Below are 22309 nucleotides of genomic sequence, written 5' to 3'. Positions count from 1 at the left end.
AATATAAATGCAATTTTATCCAAAAGGTTCTCAAACATGTCTATATCTGTCGTAATTCTTGCCGCTGGACAAGGTACCAGAATGAAATCTTCCACACCCAAGGTCCTGCATACCATTTCAGGCAAACCCATGCTCTTCCATGCCATCGATGCCGCCAGAGAGATCTCCGATGATATTACTGTGATACTCCACCATCAGGCCCGGCGGATACAGGAAGAGATAGAAAAAGAGTACGAGAACATTCTCTTCCACAAGCAGGATGCCGAAAATTTTCCCGGTACAGGCGGAGCGATGAAAGGGGTACACACCAAACACAGCCGTACCCTCATCCTCAACGGCGACATGCCTCTGATCACCAAGTCTTCGCTGGAAGCACTTACTTCCGGTGATGCCGATATTAACATGTCCGTCATCAGGCTTGAAGACCCCTCCGGCTACGGCCGTGTGATCATCGAGGATGACAAGGTCGTGGAGATCGTTGAGCAAAAAGACTGCAGTGAAGCACAGCTTTGCACCCGAACGGTCAATGCCGGTATCTATGCCGTCGATACAGCGCTGCTGGAACGCTATATCCCACTATTACGCAACGACAATGCGCAAAAAGAGTACTACCTTACCGATATCGTCAAAATGGCGGTCGATGAAGGCAGAACGGTACATCCCGTCTATGTGGAAGAGGAGGAGTTCAAGGGGGTCAACTCAAAACTCGACCTTGCCCAGGCCGAAGAGATCATGCAGCGGCGTATCAAAGAAGCACTGATGATGTCCGGCGTGACCATGCGTCTGCCCGAGACCATTTACATCGACTGCCGCACCACATTCGAGGGAGAGTGCGAACTGGAGAATGGTGTCCGCATACAGGGGGTCTCACAACTTGTCAATGCCCATATTAAGGCACATTCCGTCATCGAGGATTCCTACCTTGAAAATTCCGATGTGGGGCCTATGGGCCGTGTCAGGCCGGGTTCGAGACTTGTCGATACGCATATCGGCAACTTCGTAGAGGTGAAAAAGTCCATTCTCAACGGTGTCAAAGTGGGGCATCTTGCCTACATCGGCGATGCTGAAATCGGCGAAGGCTCCAACATCGGTGCGGGGGTCATCACCTGCAACTATGACGGGAAGAACAAATTCAGGACCATCATCGGCAAAAATGTCTTTGTTGGTTCGGACACACAGCTTGTGGCCCCCGTATGCATAGAGGACGATGTCATCATCGCTGCAGGGACCACCGTGAACAAAGATGTGGAAAAAGGCGTGCTTGCCATTTCAAGAACCCCTATGAGAACGGTCAAAGACTTTTTCTACAAATTCTTCGGAGACAAATAATATGCAGATCAATCTCAACGGAAAATCCGTACTTCTCGGTGTAACAGGAAGCATTTCGGCCTACAAGGCCTGTGACCTTGCCAGGCTTTTCGTCAAGGCAGGTGCTAGGGTGCACGTGGTGATGAGTCCAAGTGCCGAACGTTTTGTCTCGGCCCTGACCTTTGAAGCCCTGACACGCAACCCGGTACTGACAGAAAACTCCGAGAGCTGGAGTTCGGAACTCAACCACATCGAGATCGGCAAGAAGTGCGATGTTTTTGTCATAGCCCCCGCCACAGCCAACACACTCAACAAATTGAGCAAAGGGATCGCCGACAATATTCTGCTGCAAACGGCCCTGGCCTATGCCGGGCCGATGCTGGTCGCTCCGGCCGCCAACACGCAGATGCTCAAAAACCACTATACCGCCGGCTCTCTGAAAATGCTGACTGTGAACGACTATACTATTATCGAGCCCCAGGAAAAACAGCTTGCCTGCGGCGATGTAGGGAGCGGTGCACTGGCAGACCTGCAGGAAATCTTTTTTGCAACAGCCAAAGCCCTTTTCAAAGAACCTTTCTGGGATGACCGCCGCATCGTTGTTACGGGCGGGGGTACCAGAGAGAAGATCGACGAAGTGCGCTACCTCTCCAACTACTCATCTGGAAAAATGGCACAGGCACTCTGCCTGGCGCTCTACCTGAGGGGTGCCGATGTCTGCTACATCACTACGACTGGTAACGAAGGCCTGCCCAAAAGTCTCTACACGATCGAAGTCGAAAGCGCCAAAGAGATGCTCGACTTTACACAGGATGCCGTACGCGTCGCCAAAAAGGGCAAGATGAGCAGAGCCAGCATGAACAGCAGTGACCCTGTACACCTCATACAGAAAGAACCCTACCTCTTCATGGCAGCCGCGGTAGCGGACTACACACCGAAATTCCCACAGAAGGGCAAACTGAAAAAAAGTATGTTGGGAGAGAGCTGGGTGCTCGAACTCGTTCAGACAGAAGACATCCTCTCTGTACTGAGAAAAGACGGGATCAAGACCATTGCATTCAAAGCGGAGATGGATAAAGCAAACGGCCTTGAAAATGCCAGAAAACTGTTAGCCGAGAAAGAGGTGGATGCAGTCTGCTACAACCTCCTGAGTGATTCGGGGAGTTTTGGTACCGAAGAGAACGAGATCACTTTCATTACCAAAAAAGGTGAGACAGCGCTTGGCAGAGCCACCAAACTGATACTCTCCGAAAAGATACTGTCAGAAGCCAAGGCACTTTGCGATGCCTAAAACCAAGCTGAAGAATCTTGCCATCATCATGGACGGGAACGGTAGGTGGGCCCGGCAGCGTGGGCTTAACCGTACCAAGGGCCATGAGAAAGGTGTAGAGATCATCCGCGACGTTACCCTCTACTGCGCCAAAGCACCGGACATCGAAACGGTGACCTTCTACGCCTTCAGTACTGAGAACTGGAAAAGGCCCAAACTCGAAGTGGAATTTTTGATGAAACTGCTCGACCGCTATCTGCAAAAAGAGCTTGAGACCTATCAGAAGAATAATGTACGTTTCATGGCCATCGGTGATATTACGGCTTTTTCGGACAAACTGCAGAAGCGTATCAAAATCACGGAAGAGGCAACACGGAACAATAGCGACCTGACCCATATCCTTGCTCTCAATTACGGAGGAAGAGCGGAAATAACAGCTGCCGTGAACAGAGTGATCGCCGAAGGGAAAAGAACATTGACGGAAGCCGATATCTCTTCTTCCCTGCAAACCCCCTACAGCGACATTGATCTGCTGATACGAACCAGCGGCGAGGAGCGGATTTCCAACTTTCTTCTCTGGCAGCTCTCTTATGCCGAACTCAACTTCACCGAGACTCTCTGGCCGGACTTCACCGCAGAGGAACTCGATGAGATCATTACAGATTTCGAGCAGCGTACCAGACGATTTGGAGGATTGGCATGACAGAAACCCTTACTATGGCCTTTTTGGTCTTTATTTTCGGAGCAATGATCGGTTCTTTTCTCAATGTAGTCATTTACCGTATCCCCAAGGGAGAGAGCATCGTCTTTCCCTCTTCCAAATGCCAGAGCTGCCAGACAGCGTTGAAGTGGTGGCACAATATTCCCATCTTCTCCTGGCTTTTTCTCAAGGGGAAATGCTATTTCTGCCATGAGAAAATCTCCGTGCAGTACCCTGTCGTCGAATTTCTGACCGGTGTCATCTTCCTGATGCTTTACCTGAAACTCGGGCTGGTCTGGTACCTGCCTTTTGTTGCAGCTTCTTTTGCCGCACTCTTCGCCCTGGTGATGATCGACTTCAAATATATGGCCGTTCCGGACAACGTGAACTTCGCCGCACTGCTTTTCGCACTGGTACAGCCTGACTTTCTGCATGCCGCACTCTATGCAGCTATGGCCGCAGGAGGACTCTACCTTATTGGCCTGCTCTCCTCCTTTATCGCACGGAGACAGGCAATGGGCGGCGCAGATGTCATTGTGGCAGGCACCATGGGTGCCCTGCTCGGTTTTCCCAACTTTTTCGTTGCTATTTTCCTCTCGGCTATACTGGCGATGGTCCCGGCATTGATCTACCGTGAAAAAGGGGTTCCGTTTGTGCCCTTTTTAGCTATGGCAACCTTCATTGTCTACCTCTACGATACACAAGCCGTCCAACTGCTGGAGAAGCTCATTTATGGTTAATGTCAAAGGGTATATCTCGTCAAATTTCACCAAAGCATTCTTGACCATATTCATCCCTTTTTTTCTTATCATATCCCTTGTATATTTGGTCAAGATCTCGGCACTGACCGCACAGATACAGATAAATTTTCTAGAATTGCTGCTGCTCTACAGCTATTCACTGCCCAATATCATTTTCTATACCATTCCCCTCTCTTTCATCGCTGCAGTGACCAACACATTAATGAAACTCTCACAGGACAATGAACTCATTGCACTCTATGCCCTGGGCCTCAAGGCAAAAAAAGTACTCCGAAGCATACTGCTGCTTGGTGTTTTGTTCTCTATACTGCTTGCCACTCTCTCCTTTCTGGGTATTCCTATGAGCAAACAGCTCTACAATGCATTTAAAGAGAAGAAAAAAGCAGAGGCGACACTCAACATCGTTCCGGGGAAACTCGGGCAAAAGTTCGGTGACTACTACATTTATGTCAAAGGAAAAGATGACAAAAGTGGACTTTTTCATGATATGGTCATTTACAACCGGACCAAAAAGGATGAAGAGCAGTTCTTCTCCTCCAAAGAGGGACAGCTCAACAGAGGCAAACAGGTCGCCTCTCTACTCCTGAAGGATGGCTACGGCTACACTTACAGCAAAGAGAAACTCCAGCAGTCTAAATACAAGACACTGGAAGTCTTTGACAGCAAACAGAAATACCGTTTCCATTTTCAGGATATCCTCTCCTACTGGGCAAAAATAAAAACAGATAAAAACAGAATGGGAAGAGCACTTTTTTACCTCTTTGTCAGCCTGATCCCTCTCCTTTCGGTCTATCTGGTCGCTGCCTTTGCCATGATCAATCCACGCTATCAGGCAAACTACTCTTTCATTATCATATTTTCAAGTACACTTTTCCTCTATCTTGTTGCTTCCTCTCTGGAAAAATGGGGGAATATCCCGGCATTCATCATTTCAGCTATTGCGGTCTACCTTCTTGGCAGAGCTGTTTTTGAGAAACGTGTAGCCAGGTATTTTTAAAAGGATGACCATGAGAGTAAAAGCCGTAGTTGCCTATGATGGAAGTGCCTATCAGGGATTTCAGAAACAGACACGTACGAAGCAGACCGTGACCACTGCCATAGAAAATGCCCTCAGGGATCTTCAGATTATCTCACCCGTCACAGGCAGTGGGCGTACCGACGCCGGCGTGCATGCCAGCGGGCAGGTCATCCATTTTGACCTGCCTGAGTTCTGGGACGACCCGGACAGACTCAGAAAGAGCCTCAACAGAAAACTCTCTACGATATCTTTTAAACACATTTCTGCTGTGCCCAAGGACTTTCATGCACGCTTCTCTGCTAAAAAACGTATCTACAGATATGTATTCAAAGAGAGTGAACCCTCCATATTCGAAAGAAAATATGTCTCACACTACAGTGGTTTTGATGCGGATATCCTTCGTAGCGCACTGTCAATGTTCGAAGGTGAGCATGACTTCGCCTATTTTCACAAAACTGGTTCCGACATACATTCAACGGTCAGAATGATCTATGCTACAAACTACAGGCAGGAAGGGACATATCATTTCATCTATTTTAGTGCAAACGGATTTTTACGCTCACAGGTAAGAATGATGGTAGAGTCTGCCATGCTGTGTGCACAAGGGGTACTTTCACTTAAACAGTTGCAAAAACAGATAAATACGGAAAAGAAATACCACAGCAGACTGGCCCCTCCGCAGGGGCTTTATCTGGCAAGGATCCTATACTGAAGCTTCCAGCTTCTCCCTTATCTCCTCAACATCAGGCTCCATACCTAATGTTTCACAGCATATATTCCCGATCTCTTTCTCAGAAATGAAAAGGAAAGGTCTTGCACCTGCATCATGCACGATATCGGCTATCAGGCAGTGTATCTGCATAAATGAATCGGCATCAAAGAGTACAAAGCGGTACTGGTTGTTCTCCACTTTGTCCATAAAGTCTATGGTTGAGTCCGCTATATCTACACTGTAGCCCAGATTTCGAAGCATGGTTGCATATATTTTTGATGACAAAGGCTCTTCATGATGTAACAGTATATCAGCCTTTATGACGATTTCTTCCTTCATAACGATCTCTTCTTGCACTGGCTCTAGCTCTTCTTTCTCGACAGAAGGTACTTCAGCCTTAACTACTGCTTCTTCCTGCACGTTGTTTGTTTCAACTGTTTCTTCCTCTCTACCTATATCTGCTTTGGATGCTGCCGCTACTTCTTCATCCGTGCCTTGTTCTTCTGGGGGCCTTTGCTCTTCCTCACTCTCGGAAAGCACCATCTTATTTGTGAAATACTTCTTCAACAGTTGTATTAACTGTTCAAGTACAAGCGGTTTGGAAAGGTAGTCATCCATCCCTGCGCCGATATACTTCTCCCTGTCTCCCTGCAGTGCATTCGCTGTCAGTGCAACAATAGGAATATGATGTTTACGGTGCTTCTCTTCATATACTAGGATCTCTTTTGTCGCTTCGATCCCTCCCATCACGGGCATCTGCACATCCATAAAGATCATATCATAGTCATTCTCCTGACGCAGATGCAGTGCCTCTTCTCCATTGTTGGCAAGCGTCACATCCAACCCAAGTTTGTTCAGAATGTTCAAAACGAGTTTTTGGTTGATCGTATTGTCTTCGGCTACCAATACATTAAGACCTTTGAACTGTGCTTTTTCACTCTCTTCTTCATGGCGTGATACGTCTGCAGTATTTATCTCACTGTAAACAACTTCAAGTGCCTTGAACGTTTTGCTAAGGTTGATCGGTTTATAGACGATCTTGTCGATCCTCTCCATCAGTGATTCAATTTGTCTTTTCTTGTCACTTGTGGTAAAGAGTACCGTTCTTGTATGAAGATCCAGATACTTTTCAAGTTCGTTGCCATGCTGACAATATGCATGGTCTATGAAAAGAAGGTCAGGCATTGCATTCTTCTGTTCTTTGAGCAATTCATCCTTGCTGTAAATCACAAAATTTGCATCTGTCGCACCCACATAGTCATGAAGATTGCGTACCAAAAGACTCTCTGTCTCTTTCTGCGGCAGTACCGCCGCTACAGTAAAGCCGTTCATTTTTGGTCTTGGCAGCACTGAAGCAAGTTCACCTTTTGGCAGAGTTAAAGAGAAAAAGAATGTCGAGCCTTCTCCTTCTTTACTGTCAATATCAAGTTTACCGCCCATAAACGCGGTCAATTTTCCGGAAATGGCAAGCCCCAGGCCTGTACCGCCGAATTTTCTGCTGGTACTGACATCCGCCTGGGAAAAGGCATCGAATATTTTACCTTTTTGCTCTTCTGTAATACCGATACCGGTATCTTTGACCGAGAATTTCACAGTCACATCTTTCTCTGTTTCCCCTGTCTTTTCCATACGAACATCAATGGTCCCGTGTGCACTGGTGAATTTGATGGCATTACTGATAAGGTTGACAAGTATCTGGGAAATTTTTGTCGGGTCACCGATCAACGGGGTAGGAAGGTCCGGATCTATAAAGACACCTAATTCAATATCTTTTTCCGCTGCTCTGGCTCCATAGGACTCTATGGCAGACTCAAACTTCTCTATAGCATTGAAAGGAATGCTTTCAAGCTCGATCTTGTCCGCTTTGATCTTTGAGAGATCCAAAATATCATTCACGATCGCGAGCAGGTTGTCTGAACTGTTCTCGATGACCGTAATGAACTCTTCCTGGTCAGGTGAAGGATTTGTAGACTTCAACAGCTGGGTAAATCCGACGATCCCGTTCAGCGGTGTACGGATCTCATGAGACATATTTGCCAGGAAAAGGTCTTTTGCCTGATTGGCCTCCCGGATCGTATTGACAAGAAATCTGTAGATATTGTTTACATCATGTCTGTCGATAAGCTCCTGCAGCTCTTTTTGCTGCTCTTTGTTCAGAACAGCTTCTATATCTCTTAAGGTATCATCAAAGAGCTGCTTGTCTTTGTTGATGTTGTGATTGACTATGAGCATGACCAAAAGTACGAAAAGTGCAAAAAGTGTTCCCGCCCCATACTGCATCAAACTGTTTTTGCTTTCTATGCCACGGTCTTCTGCTTTGACCTGCACAGTCCCTAACAGAATATGCTGTGCCCGTGTCAGATAGCCGGTTTTCTTTTCACTCTGCTTCATCCATTCTTTTGGCGTGACTTTATACTCTCCCGTATCCGCATTGTAAAGCACTTTAATACGCTCCGGGTTCCCTATTTTCTCATAGGCATCTGCCGAAACGATCGATGCAAGACTCTTCATGAGGTCATAATCAGGAATTTGTTTCAAAGAAGGTAGGGCATCATGCAAAAGCAAGCTGTCCCATGTTTGAAGATCCTCATCCTTCATCGGGTATCTTCCATTGAGCACATAGAGGATCCCGCTGTCTTCCAGCAGTACATTACCACTGGTATTCAAATAATCGGTATAGCTGGAAAGATACGCTTTCATGGCGGGGTCTTCTTCTCTCGCCACAACAATCCTGATCGCTCCGACAAGAGGTTGAAATATCTCTTGGTGATACAAGGTATAAAAAATATCTTTATAGTCGGACCCCAGGGTATCGATCTTGTTCCTGACCTTTGAGAGCTTCTTTTTAACCATGACAATTCTTTTGTCATGTAGTTTCAGGTTTGTATTTTGTCTGACATAGCTTTCCAAAGCATCCACCGTATGGTCCACTATTTCACGGCTGGCTTTCAATTCACTGCCGGCAGCGGCACCTCCACTACCCATATAGTTTGCACTCTCCAAACGCTCTTTGGCTATGGCATCGACTGTCTGGCTAAGCAGTTCGACAAAACGGACTTCTTTTTTACCCTCTTCTGCTTTTTGGTAGTCATTGTATGCAAAATATGTCTGGTAGGAGATGGCCCCAAAAACCACCAGGACCAGTACGATTAGAAAGGAAAAAATATTTTTATTGTTTAACAGATTCATTCTTATTCTCCTTTACTGATTCTGGTTATGATATAAGGCGATCTTGACAATGAGATCTTCCAGATGTGCTGTCGATATCAACATAAGCTTTGGAATGAAAAGCGTTTCAGATTTTCCAAGATAAAAGCCATTCGCATACCATGATTTCAAAATCTTGCTTTTTACACCACCAATCTCTTTAGGATAGGTATAGGCTTCAATATCCTGCAGCTTGTTACCAAACTGCGCGATAGACTTATTCATCTGGTTTTGATTTGTAGGATTGTCAAAACCTACATGCAGTGCCATATAGTATTTCATGATACGCTCTATCAGATACTCCATCTGCTTGGTGGCCATCAGCATACGCTCTTCACTACTGAAATCATAGGCATGTGCCGCTGCAATGGAGTCAGCCCCTTCCAGGAGTGTTTCGCTGTAGTCAAGCATCAATGCCGCATTCTCTTCCGTAATCTCTTCGGTCAAAGTCTGTGCGATCTGGTCTTTACTGTATGCCAGGAATTCCAGAATATCTTTTGAATCAACATCTTTTGTCGTGGCCGCGATCATTCGTATATTGTTACTCAGTGTGACCAGCCTCTTCTTCACTTTTGCTTTCACTGCTTCTTTCTGAGGCGTAACAAACAGAAAAAGGTACTCTTTTACGATCTGTTGACTCAAAAAACGTATATTTTCCGTCGCTTCAATAATCTTGACGTCACCTCTCGTTACTGTAGCGATCCTCTTCTTCTGCACACTTTGTCTACTGTTCATATCTGTTGTGGCATAGGACAAACTCCCTGCCAACAGACATATGCATAAGATCTTTTTCATCTGCAATCCTTCCTGATGCTGCAAGTCATCTTACTTATACAGTTCGACATACATTGCTGTGATCGTATTCATTTTCTTCGTAATGTCATCCGTGGTATTGAAAACGATCAGAGGCAGTCCGCCTTTTTCAATATTGAGGTAGAATTTATAGACGATCTTCCACAATCTATCTATCTGATTGAGTTTCCTGTTGATCTCCGGTGTATTGGCGGGGTTTGCCATCAGTGCTTTGTGTGCTTCCGAGAATTCTGCAACGGCTGCTTTCATCTGATCGACCGTATTCTTATCTTTGATCCCTGCCTGATAGGCGATATAGTATTTTGCGATACGCTGTGCAAGCATTCTCTGCTTACCTGATTTTCCAACAATAGCCGATTCCTTCACTTTTACTTTCTCTTTGAGGGAATTAACAACATACTGGCTACCTTCCAGCATCGATTCGCTCAAGTCGATGATCAGCTGTGCATTGTCAAGTGTGAAAGGTTCATTCGCCGTCGCTTTGAAATCTTCGATACTCAGTTCAACGAATGAGAGCAGGTTTCTGATCTCAGGATCGTTAATGGAGTCGACCAGCACCTTGTGCGCAGCGATCATCTCTTCAATGGACTTCTGCTGCTGCTTGCTTGCTTTGGATACCGCTACCTTTTTTCCGACATACAGATAATCTTTTGCAATCCTTTGCGAGAGCATACGCTGTTTTCCCGCAATATCGATCAGTTTGACAATATCTGCGATCACCGCTTTGTTTGTTGCCACTGCAGGTGCCTCTTCCGCCTGTACGACACAGACACTGCCCGAGAGCATCAAAACAGCCGCTACCGCCATACTTATGTTTTTCATCCATACATTTTTCATCTTCATCTTCCTTTTATTTTGATTCAATTTTGACATAAAGTTCTGTAATACTGTTCATATTTTTCAAGATATCATTTGACTTCTTGTAGATCAGCGTCGGAACGAATTTTGACTTTGACCGGTTCATCATTTCAAAAAAGACGAATGAACGCTTGACCTTTGCCAGCAAAGCATTGATCTCTTCATTGTTCACCGGAGATTTTTCCAGCTTCTCCAAAGAGCTTTTGAAAAGCATCAATGCATCATCCAGTTTTAGTTTGAATTTCGGGTCTTTGACACCCCACACTTTCAGCATATAGAGACTTGCCATTCTTTGGGAAAGCATACGCTGACGTCCTGCCATATTGACAATTTCACCAGAGTTTTTCCCCGTCTCTTTTGCAAACAGCTTTGTTGCTTTGTCCGATGCCGTCAAGAGTGCTTCCAAATCCCCCTGCAGCTTTTCTACTTTGCTGAGATTTGGGGTTTCCTGTAGTATTTTCCGAAGAGGCTTCCACTGTACTTCTATCTCATCCAGACTCTTTTTAATTGCATCATTTTTGGCATATGCTTTCAACAACTTCAGATGGTCTGTAAAAGCATCTATAGTCTGCTGGAGATCTTTGCCGGGAGTGCCGAATGTATTTCCCATCCCGACCATGGCATAATCCTTCAGCATACGCTGGGTAAACATTCTCTGCTTGCCGGCTATATTGACCGCATCTTCCGTATTTTGAATCTCAACTGCCGCCAATGATGCTGTCAGCAGGAAAAAGATCCCTATCTTTTTTATTCTTTTTTTCATTCTATTCATAATATACTATTTACCTTCCTGTGCAGCATACAGTCCTGTAGCAGTATTCATGTTTTTAAGGATCTCATTGGATTTTTTGTAGATCAATGCCGGAATAAATTTTGACTTTGATCTGTTCATAATCTCAAAGAACTTGAATGCTCTTTCCGCCTTTTTCAAGAGTGCCGTAATCTCCGGTGTATTCATATCTGATTTCATAAGGCGGTCAAGAGAATCTTTGAAAAGCTTCATCGATGCATCCATCTTTTTTTTGAATTGGGGATCGTTCACACCCCATACTTTCAGCATGTACAGACTCGCCATTCTCTGGGAAAGCATACGCTGACGGCCAGAGATATTGATGATCTCACCCGACTCTTTTCCTGTCTGCTTGGCAAAGAGGCCGACCGCCTCATTAGATTGCTTCAAAAGTGCCTCAAGGTCTTCCTGCATCTTTCCTGCCTTATCTTTGCTGGGCGGCTCATTCAGTGCCTGCTTAATGGGAACCCACAACTTCTTTACTTTCAAGAGACTCTCTTCTGTTTTGGGCTCCTTGTTGAACGCGATCAGCGAGTCAAGGTGGTTTTCAAAATTTGCCATTATCTTCGTCAGATCTTCTTTTGGATTTCCGAAATTATTCTGCAAACCTATCATTGCATAATCTTTCAGCATCCGCTGGGTATACATACGCTGTTTTCCGGCTACATCCACTGCCTGCGAAAGGTTAGCGATCTCAATGGCATGCAAAAATCCGATTGAGAAACACATTATTAGAAAAATTTTTATCCAGTATTGGAGAGGTTTATGCATTTTAACTCCTTTTTTTGTATTGAAAAAGGAACCAAAATAAAGTAATAAAAAGTATAGATACTACTTTACGCGGCGATCTGGCGAACTTAATTTTATCAAGTCCCATGACTTTCCGTCCCTGCTTCACAACAGGTTTGGCTTTTTCATTTTCAGACAATCTTTAATTTTGTCTTAATTAATTATACTTGTCATAATATTAAATTAACGTTATTTTTCTCTCTTTTTCTTTTTGTATTGATTTTTCATCATTTTATGAATATAATAACCTAAAAAAAGTACTTTGGATGAAAAAAAAGATATTACTCGGACTCTTTTTAAACCTTATACTGCATGCCGAAACGATGTCGGAAGTCTATTTGAAGAACGGATGTCATGGATGTCACGGGCTTTACGGTGAAGGGATCGGTGCGACTCCCAGACTGCAGGGACAAAGAGAAGAGGTACTGCTCAAAAAGCTGAAAGACTTGCAAAACGGAAAAACACGAACGGCATTTGGAAACGTGATGATATCTTTTGCCAAAAACCTGGATGAGAACCAGACCCTTGAAATGGCAAAATACCTCTCTACTCTCAAAAGAACGGAGCAGGACGAAGTATACGAGTTGGATTACGATGACAATGCAGGAGACGGGAGCTCCTGATCACTGTCTTCCACTGGTTTAGACAAGACAGTACTATTCTGCAGGAGCAAGCTCTTTTTTCTCGTCTGCCTGGGCTTCATTTTTGAAATTTGCACTATCCTCTTTGGTTTCAAATGCCTCTTTTGATGCACTCTCCTCCACTTCTGCAGCGGCTGCCGCATGATCTTTTACAGCTTCAGGAGCATCTATCGCAGCAGACTCCTCTTTTGCAACACTGTCTTCCGGTTTTGCAGATTCTTCTGTCTTTTTGACCTCTTCAGCTTTTTTGGCCTCTTCAGCTTTTTTTGCTTCTGCCACCGCCTTGGCTTCCTCTTCAGCCTCTTTCTCTTCGGCTATATAATCACTCAAGTCATCTTTACAATCAAAGAGTTCGTCATCTTTAATCTTTACGATCTTGACATTGGCACCGTAAGTATAGACCAGTTCTCCACCTTCTTTGCCCTGCTTTAGGATACCTGCAACAAAAAGAACGAGGATCAGAAGGTAAAGTGCCTTCATCATTCCTCTCTGGATCATTGAGGAAAGTAGTTTGAACACAAGCACAATGACAGATGCCAGCATCAGGTAGGTACCGAGCAGCTTATGTGCCTTCAGGTCCGCCTGTCCCGCTTCCGAGAGAAGATCCCATGCATGTTTTCCATCGGCAGATCCGGTAAGATATGCAGCAATTGCCGCCACAACGGTCAGTATCAGTAAGAAGAAAGAGATCACTCCGATCGCTCTTTTTTTTGTAAAAAGATTGATGATCTCCAATAAAAGCACCACTATCGGCAATGCAATGATAAAGTGGTCGACCGGCGGGTGCATAAGTGCCGGTATATCGAACGGTAGTGGTATCTCAGGTATTTTAAACGGTAGTGCTGGTAATTGCATAATTCATTCCTTAAATGTTGATGTGTAGAGATTATAACACAAAACTATTTAGTTTTATGACTAGAACGGTTTGACCACGACCATGATGACAATGAAGATCATCAGCAGTGTCGGTACTTCATTGTAGAATCTGAAATACTTCCCACTTTTGTAGTAGGGATCAACGATCAGCTTTTTACGTATCACATTGAGTGAAAAACTGTATGCGATCAGCAAAGCAACAAAGAAGAGTTTTGCATGCATCCATCCACCACTTTGAAAAATACCGGGATTCAGATAAAGCATAAGTCCACCCGAAAGTATCGTCGCCCACATCGCAGGTACACCGATGTAGTTATAGAGCTTGTACTCCTGTACCTCGACTACTTCTCCAAAAGCCTTGTTGTCAGCATGCTCCCTGTGGTAGATGAAAAGTCTCGGCAGATAAAAAAGCATTGCCATCCAACTTGTAAAACTCATGACGTGAAATGCCAGTATCCATGTATAATATGCCATCTTTCAATCCTCCAAAATCGTAAAATCTTTTTTGCTGTAAATGACCAGCTGTAACTTCTTATAATACCCAAGATGTGCATAGTCTATCTTGATTTTTGACCCGTTTTTGGGTGTAAGTTTCCGGTTTTTGAAATAGAGGGGTATCTTTTTACCATTGACATATACATACCTGTTTTTAACCACACCGACCAAATTGCGTACGACCTCATTCTGTCTCATCATATCCAGTGAAGCATAATAAGGTATTAGATCAGCCGTACCTTTTTCCCTGAGTTTGACCAGTGCCGTGATCTCTTTAAGTCCTTGATAGGTCGAGATTTCCTGTACACGAAGGTCAAGCTTCCTTCCTTCTTTCATACCCTTTACTGCACCAAATATAAAAATACCCCGTCCTTTTGGTGACTGCTTGACCACGGCATAACGCCCCCGTTTCAGGACGACGACAACATCCTCAAGTACAACAGGATGGTCCAGTTGATCCATTTTGTAAAGATCTTCGATACTGCCCACTGTTGCTTTTTCGGGTGCAGCTTTCGGGGAGGCTCTATACGGTTTTGTATCAAAAACCGCATAGACCGGCAGATGGTCGGAATACCCCTTGCCGGTATGTTTCCCGTTCTTTATCTGCCATCGGTTGATATACCCTTTTGAAGTGAACAGCCTGTCTGATTTGAAGACCCCGAAAGAGTTGTTGACATAGTCGATCCCTTTGCCGTCGAACATTGAAGGAGGTAACAAGATATGGTCAAGTGTACTTCTATGCCCATAGAATTTATGACTCCATCTCTCCTTGAAAGGCACTTCATTCCAGGTAGAGTAATGTATTCCTTTGGGTGCTTTTCGTATCTGGGATTTACTGATAAGCTCATTATTATCAATCGTTTTCAGTATGTGATTGATCCCGGTCCTTCCCTGTGTATCATTCAGTTTTTTTGGCAGTGTCAGGTAGGCATCGTAATTGGAGTTGAGATCTCCGAGGATTATGTATTCTTTGCTTGCCGGCATGGATAAAATACGTTTTTCAAGTGTCCTGGCATAGGCGATCCGTTTGCTCTCAACCCCTTTCCTGCTTTTGGACTTCCAGTGATTGGCAAAGATCGTCAGAGGATACCCGTCGACCTCTGCTTCCACTTCCAGGATGTTACGGACATAGGGAGAAAAGCTTACCTGAAGGTCCCTATGCTTTTTGAGAGGAAAATGAGACAGAAGTGCCACCTGGATAGGTGCACCTTTTTTATGGGTAATCGCGCCGTAACGGTAGGGGCAGCCTACTCTCTTAAGTCTTTTCTGTAAAGCATTGAAAACACTTTCATTCTCTATCTCCTGCAATGCCACGATATCGGCATCGAGATCGCAGAGTACTTCGGCCGTATGGTCAAGTTTGATCTCGGCCATACGTTTCGTCCAGTTGTGTTTCTCCGGGATATACTCTGCATACTCTGTTCCCTGGTAGTCTGCATCAAAAAGATTCTCTACATTATAGGAAGCCACTTTGAAGGGGTTGGCAAAAAGCAGCAGGGGCAGAAGCAAAAAGAATACAAAATGTATCATAGCTCTCATTCTTTAGCCTATACCCTGCTGGAGATCGATCACTGGTTCTCCGCCATTTTTTTGACATTTTTCAGCAATTCCAGGAATTCATCGGCAGTACCGAAACCCTGTACCATTTCTATCACCTTGTCTCCATCCGAATTGATGAAATAGAACGAAGGCGTTCCCAGATGTTTGATCCCCAAAGGCAGTTTTTCGATCAGAAAGTTTTTCTTGACAAAAACAAAATCTTTGTTAAGCACCTCCTTGACCTTATCTTCTACCATCACTTCTCTGTCCATGCGTATACATCCGCGGCAGAAAGAGATGTAACCTTCGATCAGAATGATCTTGTTCTGCTCCTTGGCGATCTTTTTGGCTTCCTCATAACTGTAACGTTTCACACTGTGGGCCACAGTCATTTTCTCGGAATAGACATAGATGAAATCCGTCAATGCTTCGACCTCATCTTCGTTAAGCTGCCCTTTCATACTTGGCATCACCTCGAAAAAACGCGTAAATTCATCAGGTATGACACCTTTATCTTTGGTCGGGGCATTCAGATAGTCGGTCAGCCACTCCTCTATCTGGAATTTCTGCCCCTCCGCATCAAGCGCACGGTCACCGACCTGGTCTTTGATCATGAACGACATCTCTGTCAGCGTGGGCGCTGCAAGGTTCAAGTCTTTGTTGTCATGTTTTGCATTGGCTATGATTTTGTTCTGGGGAACATAGTATTGGTGGCAGGAAGCGCACTTCTGCTTGAACACTTCTTCTCCCGACAGAGCAAAAAGGAAGCTGTTCAGTAATATAAATGTTATAAAAACCGATCTCATTGTGACGCCTACACTAATTTGATACTGTCTTCAAGCAGAACGATCTTTTTGGCTTCTATCAAAGCGGTCAACGTACGTTTGAAGTTCTTCTTGCTCAAGCCGAACATTTTTTTTATCTCTTCTGCATCACTCTTATAGGTAAAAGGAAGCTCACCATCCGCCTCTTTAAGAAGTTCTAAAATACTTCCTTCGGCTTCACCTATCTTTGCCTGTTTGCCTATGGGCTGCAATGAGAGGTCAAGCTTTCCGTCTTTGCGGACGGTCTTGATATAGACTTTTTTACGGTCTCCCACTTTCACGGGCTCAAAGATCTCATTGGAAAAGAGCATCCCTTCATACTGGTTGTCAGCGATCACCTTATAGCCAAGCGGTGTCTGGGCCAGGACAATAGCATCAAGCACTTTGTTTTGATGCAGCCCTTTCATTTCACGGTTGAAATACTTGCCGATCTTCTGTGTTCCGTAAAGCCGTCCGGTCTGCGCATCGAGGCAGACACGCAGCAGATATTTCTTACCGATATGAAAATGTTCTTTCTGCTGGGAGAGCGGTACAAAGAGGTCTTTGGGGAGCCCCCAGTTGACAAAGGCACCGTAGGGCTTATAGTCTACTACGGTAAAGTAACCGTACTCGCCCAGTTTCGCATACGGCATCTTCGTCGTCGCTACGGGACGGTCCTCGCTGTCCGTGTAGACAAAGACATCCAGAAGCGAGCCCATAGGCATCTCATCTTCCATGATGTAGACATTGGGGAGCAGTACCTCTTCATAGTCTTTGGCAGCAAGATAATACCCGAAGTCGGTATCACGTTCTATCTTGAGGGTATTGACCTCACCTATTTTTATATGTTCATTCTGGATTTTTGTTTCTGTCATGGGTTATTCCGTTCATTTTTTTGTTTTATGCTATACGCATAAAGTTTCTATAGATACCATTATAGCCAAAGATCAGATCTATTTCGCTATCTGATCCAAATGCTCGGCAAACTTTTCCGGTTCTATGAAACCTGTCAGGCTCTTCTCCGGCATATATTCGTTGTCTTTGTCAAAAAAGATGATGTTGGGTGTACCAAAGAGTTCAAACTTTTTAAGCAGTGCTTTGTCATCCTCGGTATTGTCCGTCAGGTCCACCTTGATGAAGGTGAAATTCTTCAATGCTTCCTGTACTTTGGGGTTGGGAAATGTGATCTCTTCGAGCTCTTTACAGGCTGTGCAGGAATCTTTCCCAAAATCGACGACCACTGGTTTGTCCGATGCCGCCACCTCTTTGAGAAGACGGTCGATGCTGTAGCCACGGTGGCTTGATTTGTCTTCTTTTACAACCGCGGTGACCGTACCGCCACCCGCAGTGAATTTCTCAAAAGGCCTCAACATTGAGTCGGCACCGCTGAGTGCACCGACAAAAAGAGAAGCACCGTACAGCATGAAAACGACCGCCAGCAGCTGGATAAGTTTTTTCATCCCTTTCTTGGCACTGCTTGGATCGAACACACCCATATAGAGCGCCGAACCCATAAAAAGTAGAGACCAAAGTACCAAAGTAATACTGTCGGGAAGAATACGTGAGAGCATAAAGATACCCAGCCCCAGCATCATCACACCGAACACCTGCGACACGGCCGTCATCCATCCACCCGGTTTCGGCATGAATTTACCCGCACCGATACCCACAAGCAGCAACGGCATACCCATTCCCATACTCATGACGAAAAGTGCCGTTCCGCCCAGCAGGGCATCACCCGTATGGGAGATGAAGAGTACAGCCCCGCCCAGCGGCGGAGCGACGCATGGTCCGACGATGAGCGCGGAGAGCAGACCCATGACCGCTGTACCGACAATACCTCCCTTCTGTCCGGCTTCATCACTTATCGAAGAGAGTTTGGACTGCCAGGAGGCCGGGAGGCCTATTTCGTAGTAGCCGAAGAGTGAGAATGCCAAAGCAACGAACATCAAAGCAAAGATTGTCAGTACCCAGGGGTTCTGCATGGCTGTCTGTATGTCGGCTCCCAGAAGTCCGGCGATCACGCCGACAACCGTGTAGGTCAGTGCCATGGCAACTACATAGACCAGTGAGGTAAAAAAAGCTTTCCCCACACTCGGTTTTTCATTGCCTGCCTGGGAAACAATAATAGATGAGAGGATAGGGATCATCGGGAATACACAGGGAGTCAATGCCAGCAGCAGACCGAAAATGAAGAAAAGAATAATGATAAAAAGAGAACTCTCACTTCCCAGAACATCAGCGATCTTGGCGGTGTTCCCCTCCTGTGTCAATGAAGAGATCTTGTCAAAGAATCCGGCTTTAGCGCCTTTGAAAGTGAAAGATTTTCTGAATGGCTGATAACAGATACCTTTGTCAGAACACCCGACAACCTCGATCTCGAGGGTATAGTCGCCTTTGACCTTCCGGGTGATCTCTTTTACCGGGATATTAACGACAAGTTCTTTTTCATAGACCATGTCACCGTCCAACTCATGTGCGGGGGGAAGTGCGGGTTTGAGGTCTATCTTTTTGGGAGAGACGATACGGTACTTCAGATCATTTTTATAGATATGTATCTTGTCCGCCAGGGTGATCTTCGTTGCGATCACATCGTCTTTTTGTACCGCAGAGATATGAAACGCCTCTTCTGGCTGTAAAAACTTGTTTTTCTTCAGTGCCGAACTGAAACCGCCAAATACCAAACCACTAAAAAGTACACTCAAAATAAGTAACTTTTTGATCAAATGCTGCATTTTCTCTCTTTTATGGTGAATTATTATAGTATTCTATTGTACTATTTGTGTATAAGCTGTGTAATAATAGCAAAAATGGATTAATCATTTATCAATAACGAGGACAAAATGGCCAATCATCTCAAGAATGAACACTCCCCCTATCTTCAACAACACGCCGACAACCCTGTAGACTGGTACCCCTGGGGTGAAGAAGCTTTCAAGAAAGCACGTGACGAGCACAAACCTGTTTTTCTCTCTATCGGCTACAGTTCCTGCCACTGGTGCCATGTGATGGAAGAGGAATCATTTCGTGACGAAAAAACTGCCAAACTTCTGAACAAGTATTTCATACCTGTCAAAGTAGATCGGGAAGAGCGCCCTGACATTGATAAACATTTTCAGAGCGTTTACCAGCTGATGAACGGCCGTCCCGGAGGATGGCCCACATCCATCTTCCTGACCGAAGAACTCAAACCGTTCTACTCGGCGACCTACATCCCCGATGAACCCAAGTACGGTATGATGAGCTTCTCTTCCCTGCTTGAAGTTATCGCAGACAAATACAAAAATGAGAAACAGGTGCTGGTCAACGAAGCGGACAAGATACTCAAACACCTCAACCCTCAGGAGAAGAGCATACAGGCGACCAAACTCGATGAGAGCATCATGGCAAGGGTCCTCAAACAGGCTGAACAGCTTTTCGACAGCAAAGAGGGAGGTTTCAACAAAGCCCCCAAGTTCCCCCAGGCTTCCACCCTTGAACTTCTGCTGAACCTCTACCGTATTACAGCGGAAAAAGAAGCACTCAACATGGCTGCCCAATCTCTCTCCTCTATGGCAAGGGGCGGACTGAGAGATCTTGTGGAGGGCGGATTCTGCCGTTACTCCACCGACAACGAGTGGCTGGTACCCCATTTTGAAAAGATGACCTACGACAATGCGCTGCTTGCCTCTGTCTATCTTCAGGCCTATCATGTGACACACAATGAGTTCTACAGAGAGGTTGCTTTTGAGACCATTGATTTCATGCTCAGTAAAATGTGCGAGAATGATCTTTTCTACTCCGCTTCAGATGCCGATACCGAGGGTCAGGAAGGGAAATATTTTGTCTATACTTACGAGAAGGCGCTCAAGTCATTCTCCAAAGCGGGCATCCCCGAAAAGGCCCATGCCAAACTGGCCAAAGCACTGCATATCACACCGGAAGGAAACTTTGAAGGCAAGAATATCGTCAGAGTGGATGACCCTGCGAAGATAGACATTCCCTATTATGAAAAAGCCATAGAGGCTTTGCAAAAAAGAAGGGATGAAAAACGTGTCTACCCTTTCATCGATACCAAAGTGATCGTCTCGTGGAATGCGATGATGATCAGTACTCTTTTCAGAGCGGGAAGAGTGGAAAAGAAGTACCTCAAACAGGCAAAAAGATCTCTGGAGAAACTGCTCGATACCATGTATATCAACTCACAGCTCTTTCACTCGACACTGATAGGCAAAGAGCCGAAGATTCAGGCATTTCTCGAAGATTATGCCTATCTGGGAGAAACACTTATCGAAGCCTATGAAAGCACACTGGACGAAAGCCACCTTGTACTGGCAACCAAACTGGCGAACAATGCCATAGAAAAGTACTATCAGCATGGAAAGTGGAAATTCTCCAGAGGCGAGTTCGAGACAGACGCCGACATTTACGACAGCTCCTATCCCTCTTCTGTTGCCACGATGACCTCCGTACTTCACTCTCTCTCCTCACTGGTCGATACGGTATACAAAAAATTCGTTTTCAAAACACTCGAGATCCATTCCTACGACATTATGAGACAGCCAATCTCCACCCCAAAAATGAGCCTGATGGCCATCCGTTACCTCAAGGACGACATCATCATCAAAGCGCAGACCGATGCACTACTGCCGCATATTTCACAACTTGATGAGATCACCTACCCTTTCACCTTTTTCAAGAACGATACCAACAACGGTTTTATGCTCTGCAACTCCAACAGCTGTTTCGGACATGAGAAGGACTTTGAAAGTATCGTCAAGTTCTTAGAGAAGAGATGATACGTACGCTTCTTCTTTTCCTCCTTCCGCTTTTCCTCTTTGCGGAGAAACCCATGCTCACACGCATGCAGATGCTTATGGGTACCTATGCGACCATCACCCTTCCCAAAAACAGCAACCAGGAGATCAGTAAAACGTTCGAACTGATCGGAGAAATAGAACATTCACTCTCGACCTATAACCACACAGCCATGCTCTATCAGTTGAATGTAACACACAAAGTTCCCTATGACAGCTATCTTGCAGAGGCACTGAGGCTTTCAAAACATTATTACAAAGATACTGACGGGTACTTCGATGTAACTATCGGCTCCATTTCCAAAAATCTCTATCATTTCGGTGAGGAAAAACCGTTATCACCCGACAAAAAAGCACTGAAGAACGCTCCATTGAATATCAACAGCATTCATATAGGCCAAGCATTCATCACTACCGATAAAAACATTACCCTCGACCTTGGGGGTATAGGGAAAGGATATGCAGTCGACAAAGCTGCTGCATATTTGTCTGAAAGAAATATCACTGGCGGCATCATGGCACTCAGCGGTGACATACGCTGTATTGGTACCTGCGAGATATACCTGCAATCCCCTTTCACTGAAGAAACATTTGCAAAGGTAACCTCCAAAGTACCCGACCTCTCCGTTTCGACCAGCGGGACCTACCGGCGGTACGCCACCAAAAAGAGCGAACACCACCTCATCGACCCCAAAACGGCTTCACAGGGGAAGGCATTCGTTTCAGTCTCGCTCTTTACCAGAGCGAATAATAGCAGGATCGATGCCTATGCTACCGCCGTCTCTGTCATGCCAAAAGCCAAAGCCCTGCAGTTCCTGAAAGAGCACAATGAAATTGGATATGTTCTAGTAGAGCCTGACGGAAATATCATTGATGGGAATTTGGAGGGGTTAATAAGGTTGAAATACAACAAACCCGCGTAGGATGCATTCC

At 45.2% G+C, this 22309-nt stretch carries 20 protein-coding genes and 1 riboswitch; of the genes, 9 read left to right on the top strand and 11 right to left on the bottom strand.

From position 1 onward, the window contains the following. Nucleotides 1-36 precede the first annotated feature (36 nt). The 6 genes from glmU to truA are packed head-to-tail and all read left to right on the top strand — an operon-like array spanning nucleotide 37 to nucleotide 5769. Nucleotides 37-1329, top strand: coding sequence for a bifunctional UDP-N-acetylglucosamine diphosphorylase/glucosamine-1-phosphate N-acetyltransferase GlmU (gene glmU, locus YH65_RS02900; protein WP_046550549.1), 1293 nt, complete (start codon nucleotides 37-39; stop codon nucleotides 1327-1329). A 1-nt stretch (nucleotide 1330) separates the two neighbouring features. Further along, nucleotides 1331-2599, top strand: coding sequence for a bifunctional phosphopantothenoylcysteine decarboxylase/phosphopantothenate--cysteine ligase CoaBC (gene coaBC, locus YH65_RS02895; protein WP_046550548.1), 1269 nt, complete (start codon nucleotides 1331-1333; stop codon nucleotides 2597-2599). Then, nucleotides 2592-3281 carry a polyprenyl diphosphate synthase gene (gene uppS / locus YH65_RS02890; protein WP_046550547.1) on the top strand — a complete coding sequence of 230 codons (690 nt, stop codon included), beginning with the start codon at nucleotides 2592-2594 and terminating at the stop codon, nucleotides 3279-3281. Before coaBC ends, uppS begins: the two co-directional genes overlap by 8 nt. Beyond that, a complete protein-coding gene (locus YH65_RS02885) occupies nucleotides 3278-4018 on the top strand; it encodes a prepilin peptidase (protein WP_052746073.1) in 741 nt (246 codons plus the stop codon). Before uppS ends, YH65_RS02885 begins: the two co-directional genes overlap by 4 nt. Further along, nucleotides 4011-5036 (top strand): LptF/LptG family permease, encoded by a 1026-nt coding sequence (locus tag YH65_RS02880; RefSeq protein ID WP_046550546.1) that lies wholly within the window; start codon nucleotides 4011-4013, stop codon nucleotides 5034-5036. Before YH65_RS02885 ends, YH65_RS02880 begins: the two co-directional genes overlap by 8 nt. A 10-nt stretch (nucleotides 5037-5046) precedes the next feature. Beyond that, entirely contained in the window at nucleotides 5047-5769 is a 723-nt protein-coding gene (truA, locus tag YH65_RS02875; protein ID WP_046550545.1) for a tRNA pseudouridine(38-40) synthase TruA, read from the top strand. On the opposite strand, the gene YH65_RS02870 is transcribed toward truA, so the two are convergent. From YH65_RS02870 to YH65_RS02850, 5 genes are read right to left on the bottom strand one after another with little or no spacing between them, the layout of a single operon-like run. Further along, a complete protein-coding gene (locus YH65_RS02870; protein ID WP_046550544.1) occupies nucleotides 5761-8958 on the bottom strand; it encodes a response regulator in 3198 nt (1065 codons plus the stop codon). The two genes, truA and YH65_RS02870, sit on opposite strands and share 9 nt — an antisense overlap. 12 nt (nucleotides 8959-8970) lie before the next feature. Beyond that, complete coding sequence (locus YH65_RS02865) at nucleotides 8971-9771, bottom strand: hypothetical protein (RefSeq protein ID WP_046550543.1); 801 nt, start codon at nucleotides 9769-9771, stop codon at nucleotides 8971-8973. A 30-nt stretch (nucleotides 9772-9801) separates the two neighbouring features. Beyond that, nucleotides 9802-10626 (bottom strand): type IV pili methyl-accepting chemotaxis transducer N-terminal domain-containing protein, encoded by an 825-nt coding sequence (locus YH65_RS02860; RefSeq protein ID WP_052746072.1) that lies wholly within the window; start codon nucleotides 10624-10626, stop codon nucleotides 9802-9804. Between the two features lie 13 nt (nucleotides 10627-10639). Beyond that, nucleotides 10640-11419 (bottom strand): type IV pili methyl-accepting chemotaxis transducer N-terminal domain-containing protein, encoded by a 780-nt coding sequence (locus YH65_RS02855; protein WP_046550542.1) that lies wholly within the window; start codon nucleotides 11417-11419, stop codon nucleotides 10640-10642. A gap of 6 nt (nucleotides 11420-11425) precedes the next feature. Then, a complete protein-coding gene (locus YH65_RS02850; protein WP_046551994.1) occupies nucleotides 11426-12166 on the bottom strand; it encodes a type IV pili methyl-accepting chemotaxis transducer N-terminal domain-containing protein in 741 nt (246 codons plus the stop codon). Nucleotides 12167-12276: 110 nt separating this feature from the next. Next, nucleotides 12277-12357, bottom strand: a riboswitch (cyclic di-GMP riboswitch). A gap of 135 nt (nucleotides 12358-12492) precedes the next feature. Between YH65_RS02850 and YH65_RS02845 the strand changes: the two genes are divergently transcribed. Then, nucleotides 12493-12849, top strand: a complete 357-nt coding sequence (locus tag YH65_RS02845) for a c-type cytochrome (protein ID WP_046550541.1) — start codon at nucleotides 12493-12495, stop codon at nucleotides 12847-12849. Between the two features lie 33 nt (nucleotides 12850-12882). Here the strand turns inward: YH65_RS02845 and YH65_RS11185 are convergent, their stop codons facing one another. The 6 genes from YH65_RS11185 to dsbD all read right to left on the bottom strand — a co-directional run bounded on the left by YH65_RS11185 (nucleotide 12883) and on the right by dsbD (nucleotide 19315). Continuing rightward, nucleotides 12883-13722 (bottom strand): DUF2231 domain-containing protein, encoded by an 840-nt coding sequence (locus YH65_RS11185; RefSeq protein ID WP_052746070.1) that lies wholly within the window; start codon nucleotides 13720-13722, stop codon nucleotides 12883-12885. Between the two features lie 60 nt (nucleotides 13723-13782). Further along, nucleotides 13783-14217 (bottom strand): protoporphyrinogen oxidase HemJ, encoded by a 435-nt coding sequence (gene hemJ, locus YH65_RS02835; protein ID WP_046550540.1) that lies wholly within the window; start codon nucleotides 14215-14217, stop codon nucleotides 13783-13785. 3 nt (nucleotides 14218-14220) lie between these two features. Further along, the gene (locus tag YH65_RS02830) at nucleotides 14221-15768 is read right to left on the bottom strand and encodes an endonuclease/exonuclease/phosphatase family protein (RefSeq protein WP_245609217.1); all 1548 of its coding nucleotides are present in this window, start codon (nucleotides 15766-15768) and stop codon (nucleotides 14221-14223) included. Nucleotides 15769-15806: 38 nt separating this feature from the next. Then, nucleotides 15807-16583 (bottom strand): thioredoxin family protein, encoded by a 777-nt coding sequence (locus YH65_RS02825; protein WP_046550539.1) that lies wholly within the window; start codon nucleotides 16581-16583, stop codon nucleotides 15807-15809. Between the two features lie 8 nt (nucleotides 16584-16591). Further along, nucleotides 16592-17455, bottom strand: a complete 864-nt coding sequence (locus tag YH65_RS02820; RefSeq protein ID WP_046550538.1) for a CvfB family protein — start codon at nucleotides 17453-17455, stop codon at nucleotides 16592-16594. Nucleotides 17456-17533: 78 nt separating this feature from the next. Next, nucleotides 17534-19315, bottom strand: coding sequence for a protein-disulfide reductase DsbD (gene dsbD / locus YH65_RS02815; RefSeq protein ID WP_052746069.1), 1782 nt, complete (start codon nucleotides 19313-19315; stop codon nucleotides 17534-17536). Between the two features lie 108 nt (nucleotides 19316-19423). Between dsbD and YH65_RS02810 the strand changes: the two genes are divergently transcribed. Together YH65_RS02810 and YH65_RS02805 are read left to right on the top strand one after the other, a co-directional pair. Further along, entirely contained in the window at nucleotides 19424-21358 is a 1935-nt protein-coding gene (locus tag YH65_RS02810; protein WP_046550537.1) for a thioredoxin domain-containing protein, read from the top strand. Then, on the top strand, nucleotides 21355-22299 hold the full coding sequence (locus YH65_RS02805; RefSeq protein WP_052746068.1) for an FAD:protein FMN transferase: 945 nt from the start codon (nucleotides 21355-21357) through the stop codon (nucleotides 22297-22299). The genes YH65_RS02810 and YH65_RS02805 overlap by 4 nt, the downstream gene beginning before the upstream one ends. Nucleotides 22300-22309: the final 10 nt, after the last annotated feature.

It is taken from the genome of Sulfurovum lithotrophicum, from assembly GCF_000987835.1.
Classification (GTDB): Bacteria; Campylobacterota; Campylobacteria; order Campylobacterales; family Sulfurovaceae; genus Sulfurovum; species Sulfurovum lithotrophicum.
This window is presented reverse-complemented; position numbering and strand designations above follow the sequence as displayed.

What these genes read in the sequence shown, in the direction of transcription:
- glmU (WP_046550549.1), top strand. Translation starts at nt 37, where the DNA reads ATGTCTATATCTGTCGTAATTCTTGCCGCTGGACAAGGTACCAGAATG.
- coaBC (WP_046550548.1), top strand. Translation starts at nt 1,331, where the DNA reads ATGCAGATCAATCTCAACGGAAAATCCGTACTTCTCGGTGTAACAGGA.
- uppS (WP_046550547.1), top strand. Translation starts at nt 2,592, where the DNA reads ATGCCTAAAACCAAGCTGAAGAATCTTGCCATCATCATGGACGGGAAC.
- YH65_RS02885 (WP_052746073.1), top strand. Translation starts at nt 3,278, where the DNA reads ATGACAGAAACCCTTACTATGGCCTTTTTGGTCTTTATTTTCGGAGCA.
- YH65_RS02880 (WP_046550546.1), top strand. Translation starts at nt 4,011, where the DNA reads ATGGTTAATGTCAAAGGGTATATCTCGTCAAATTTCACCAAAGCATTC.
- truA (WP_046550545.1), top strand. Translation starts at nt 5,047, where the DNA reads ATGAGAGTAAAAGCCGTAGTTGCCTATGATGGAAGTGCCTATCAGGGA.
- YH65_RS02870 (WP_046550544.1), bottom strand. Translation starts at nt 8,958, where the DNA reads ATGAATCTGTTAAACAATAAAAATATTTTTTCCTTTCTAATCGTACTG.
- YH65_RS02865 (WP_046550543.1), bottom strand. Translation starts at nt 9,771, where the DNA reads ATGAAAAAGATCTTATGCATATGTCTGTTGGCAGGGAGTTTGTCCTAT.
- YH65_RS02860 (WP_052746072.1), bottom strand. Translation starts at nt 10,626, where the DNA reads ATGAAAAATGTATGGATGAAAAACATAAGTATGGCGGTAGCGGCTGTT.
- YH65_RS02855 (WP_046550542.1), bottom strand. Translation starts at nt 11,419, where the DNA reads ATGAATAGAATGAAAAAAAGAATAAAAAAGATAGGGATCTTTTTCCTG.
- YH65_RS02850 (WP_046551994.1), bottom strand. Translation starts at nt 12,166, where the DNA reads ATGTGTTTCTCAATCGGATTTTTGCATGCCATTGAGATCGCTAACCTT.
- YH65_RS02845 (WP_046550541.1), top strand. Translation starts at nt 12,493, where the DNA reads ATGAAAAAAAAGATATTACTCGGACTCTTTTTAAACCTTATACTGCAT.
- YH65_RS11185 (WP_052746070.1), bottom strand. Translation starts at nt 13,722, where the DNA reads ATGCAATTACCAGCACTACCGTTTAAAATACCTGAGATACCACTACCG.
- hemJ (WP_046550540.1), bottom strand. Translation starts at nt 14,217, where the DNA reads ATGGCATATTATACATGGATACTGGCATTTCACGTCATGAGTTTTACA.
- YH65_RS02830 (WP_245609217.1), bottom strand. Translation starts at nt 15,768, where the DNA reads ATGATACATTTTGTATTCTTTTTGCTTCTGCCCCTGCTGCTTTTTGCC.
- YH65_RS02825 (WP_046550539.1), bottom strand. Translation starts at nt 16,583, where the DNA reads ATGAGATCGGTTTTTATAACATTTATATTACTGAACAGCTTCCTTTTT.
- YH65_RS02820 (WP_046550538.1), bottom strand. Translation starts at nt 17,455, where the DNA reads ATGACAGAAACAAAAATCCAGAATGAACATATAAAAATAGGTGAGGTC.
- dsbD (WP_052746069.1), bottom strand. Translation starts at nt 19,315, where the DNA reads ATGCAGCATTTGATCAAAAAGTTACTTATTTTGAGTGTACTTTTTAGT.
- YH65_RS02810 (WP_046550537.1), top strand. Translation starts at nt 19,424, where the DNA reads ATGGCCAATCATCTCAAGAATGAACACTCCCCCTATCTTCAACAACAC.
- YH65_RS02805 (WP_052746068.1), top strand. Translation starts at nt 21,355, where the DNA reads ATGATACGTACGCTTCTTCTTTTCCTCCTTCCGCTTTTCCTCTTTGCG.